Source organism: Bartonella sp. AA56HLJMS (genome assembly GCF_042197145.1).
In the GTDB taxonomy this organism is placed as follows: Bacteria; Pseudomonadota; Alphaproteobacteria; order Rhizobiales; family Rhizobiaceae; genus Bartonella.
The window spans coordinates 1-2,736 of record NZ_JBHIRL010000063.1 but is presented as its reverse complement, the minus strand read 5'-3'; the positions used below and the strand labels follow the sequence as shown (position 1 = coordinate 2,736).

The 2,736-nt window shown below is 37.8% G+C and carries 4 protein-coding genes and 1 pseudogene; 2 read left to right on the top strand and 3 right to left on the bottom strand.

The window, feature by feature from the left end; genetic code table 11:
• Window positions 1–119: pseudogene (locus tag ACFINI_RS09750) on the bottom strand (phage tail protein); the annotation flags it as partial.
• A 473-nt stretch (window positions 120–592) separates the two neighbouring features.
• Here ACFINI_RS09750 and ACFINI_RS09745 point away from each other — a divergent pair.
• Together ACFINI_RS09745 and ACFINI_RS09740 are read left to right on the top strand one after the other, a co-directional pair.
• Complete coding sequence (locus ACFINI_RS09745; RefSeq protein ID WP_273791639.1) at window positions 593–1,114, top strand: Rha family transcriptional regulator; 522 nt, start codon at window positions 593–595, stop codon at window positions 1,112–1,114.
• 123 nt (window positions 1,115–1,237) lie between these two features.
• On the top strand, window positions 1,238–1,489 hold the full coding sequence (locus ACFINI_RS09740; RefSeq protein WP_375628617.1) for a type II toxin-antitoxin system prevent-host-death family antitoxin: 252 nt from the start codon (window positions 1,238–1,240) through the stop codon (window positions 1,487–1,489).
• A 75-nt stretch (window positions 1,490–1,564) separates the two neighbouring features.
• Here the strand turns inward: ACFINI_RS09740 and ACFINI_RS09735 are convergent, their stop codons facing one another.
• Entirely contained in the window at window positions 1,565–1,873 is a 309-nt protein-coding gene (locus ACFINI_RS09735) for a HigA family addiction module antitoxin (RefSeq protein ID WP_375638182.1), read from the bottom strand.
• A gap of 10 nt (window positions 1,874–1,883) precedes the next feature.
• A complete protein-coding gene (locus ACFINI_RS09730) occupies window positions 1,884–2,162 on the bottom strand; it encodes a type II toxin-antitoxin system RelE/ParE family toxin (RefSeq protein ID WP_375618870.1) in 279 nt (92 codons plus the stop codon).
• Window positions 2,163–2,736 lie beyond the last annotated feature (574 nt).

The following is a 2,736-nucleotide window of genomic DNA, read 5'->3' as shown; positions in this document are numbered from 1 at the left end:
TCATCGGCATCGGGTGCTGTGCCAACAATCCCGATAACGGCAGACTGAACCGCGCGAAGGGGGCGGGTGCCGTCGTCAACTTCAACGACTTCAACACCGTGTAGAAAACCTGTTGCCATACTTTATGCTCCTTTAAATGAGGGGTGAATGAAAATGAATGGGAAAAATGAGGGTTGGATTTGAAATCGCACCCTTTAAAACAGCAAATCATAAGGATTTTGGTTCACTCGCATTTCAAATGCGAGTGAATAGTAAAGGGTAGCATTTCAAATGCGATCCTTTGAAAACAACAATATATGAAATAATTTTTTAAAAGCATATTGACACTAATAAACCCTCATGTTAATCGAATCACAAGTGCTAGAAACACTAAACCATTAGCGGATAGGTCACGTAAGATCTCTCCCATGCATTTAAAATACTGATTGTCTTTTATGCTATTATTGGCATATAACGATTTTGTCGGGTGTAGCTATGCTATACAATACCTTCTCACGAGGGGAAGACATAGCGACGGACTAATGGCCGTGTTTCTAACGCCCGGCACCCTTAGGGGTGTCAATAGAGACATTAAAACCATTAGGAGTTCATCATGAACAATTTAGTGACAATCAACAATGCTGGTATTGCTGTTACAACTTCTTTAAAAATTGCAGAGGGTGTGGGTAATACGCATAAAACAGTTATACAGTTAGTACGCAATAATCGTAAGGATTTTGAAGAGTTTGGTTCACTTGGATTTGAAATCCAAGTGAGTAAAAGAGACGGTAAAGGTGGTCAAAAGAGAGAAGTTGCTATTCTCAACGAACCACAAGCCACTCTACTCATGACCTATATGCGTAACAATGATACGGTGCGTGCATTCAAAAAAGCCCTCGTTAAAGCTTTCTATGATTTAAAAAACCAATTAATTGATAATGACCGTGATACACGCTTTGATTTTCCAAGCAACTGGGATGAAATGGGACCTACTGAAAAAGCTGTTTATATTTATGGACCGCTTCACATGCATCTTGTTAAAGCTTTTACATTAGCAGAAGAGAGCAAACATTATAAAACGCTTGTTGAAGAAGCCAAGCGAGTTTTAGTAAGCCCTGTTGTAAAAGTAGCTTAAGTTAAAAACATGATTTTATCTCCTCGTCTTTGAGGCGGGGAGGTGGTTAACAGCATAAAATATCTTTACATAATACATATTGTACGTATAATACGTATTATACATTAAAGATAGGATGTGCATATGAAAAAATATAGTTTTACAGATGTAAACCGCGGGGCAGGCGATATTTTAGACGAGGCTATGTCTACACCTGTAGCTTTGACAAAGCGAGGGCGTGAAAAAATCATTATGCTTCCTGTTGATTTATATCATGAATTAATAAAAGCACGTTCTGGTGCACAATCTTTTGTTTATGCAGATGCACCGCAAAATATATTAGACGATTTAGATCGTGGTTTAGATGACATTTTGAATAGTGATGAACATGTTTAAAGCAGGGGATGTTGTTCAATATTATTATTTATCCAGTATTCCATAAAACATTATCCCTTGAGAGTGAGGAAGAGATCAAACAGCGTGAAGTGTTGGAACTTTGCTAACATTTGTTTCACGTTCAGCATGCCAAGCGTCATAATTAGCTTGCATACGTAACCATATAGCAGCTCCATCACCAAACATTTTGCCAAGACAAGCGGAAATAGAAGGAGAAACAGGTTTTTTTGCGTTCAGAATATCGTAGAGATGTTGGCGTGATATACCAAGCATCTGCGCAATTTCTGATTTTGTTTTGCCTGTTTCAGGAATAATTTCTGCTAAAACTTCTCCTGGATGAGTAGGACAACGGTTTTTATCTCTTTGTGCAGGAATGTCATTCATAACTGTATCCTTAGTGATATTGTTCAAGATCAACACGGTAAGCATTACATGAGTCAAATTCAAAGGTAATACACCATGGTCCGTTAACGTGGACAGTGTAACGAGTGGGTGAATATCCAATCAAAGAATGAAAGTTGAATCCTGGAAGATTCATATCTTCTGGTCTTTCAGAAATATCTAAACGATCAAGACGAACCATGATACGTTTTACAAGTTTCTTATCAATCTTGGATGAATTTCCCGTTTTGAATAATTCTGCCAATGTTTTGCTTTTAAACGTTTTAATCATTCTTTTATATAGCGTAAAATACTGTTAATGTCAACAAATAGCTTACATTATAAGTGCTAAAATGGGAAAAACAGTAACATCCCATTAGAAACCCTTATCGTCTAGACTTGTTTTTCTTTTCTCCACCTCATGCGTAAAGAGAAGAATAAGTGCATGGAGGGGATAAATTTGCACGTTAACATCAAGGATTTTACGACCATACCGACGGCTGTCTGATCAAATATTGCTAAAAACTTAGATCCCTTGCCATTCTTAATAAAGTGAATACGAAGTTTAAATTCTATTGTCATTTTGCTCTCCAAATTAATGAAGAGACCATAACAATCATCTACACTCTCTCATAAGCCTGACACTGTCAGAAAAAAGGGCTTTAAAGGGGACTTTATAAGAAGAAACTATACAGTTTATAAGCCATCAGACAATAAGTGTCCGTTTAGAAACTATCATTGTTTTTTATACCTGCATAAACCATTCATTCTTTCCACAATCTTATAAGGACAGCGCCATCAGCTCCAGCGCCGCTTGGAGAGGAATCTCCATGAGAGCCAGCACCTCCGCCCCCAAAACCACGCCC

What these genes read in the sequence shown, in the direction of transcription:
- ACFINI_RS09745 (WP_273791639.1), top strand. Translation starts at nt 593, where the DNA reads ATGAACAATTTAGTGACAATCAACAATGCTGGTATTGCTGTTACAACT.
- ACFINI_RS09735 (WP_375638182.1), bottom strand. Translation starts at nt 1,873, where the DNA reads ATGAATGACATTCCTGCACAAAGAGATAAAAACCGTTGTCCTACTCAT.
- ACFINI_RS09740 (WP_375628617.1), top strand. Translation starts at nt 1,238, where the DNA reads ATGAAAAAATATAGTTTTACAGATGTAAACCGCGGGGCAGGCGATATT.
- ACFINI_RS09730 (WP_375618870.1), bottom strand. Translation starts at nt 2,162, where the DNA reads ATGATTAAAACGTTTAAAAGCAAAACATTGGCAGAATTATTCAAAACG.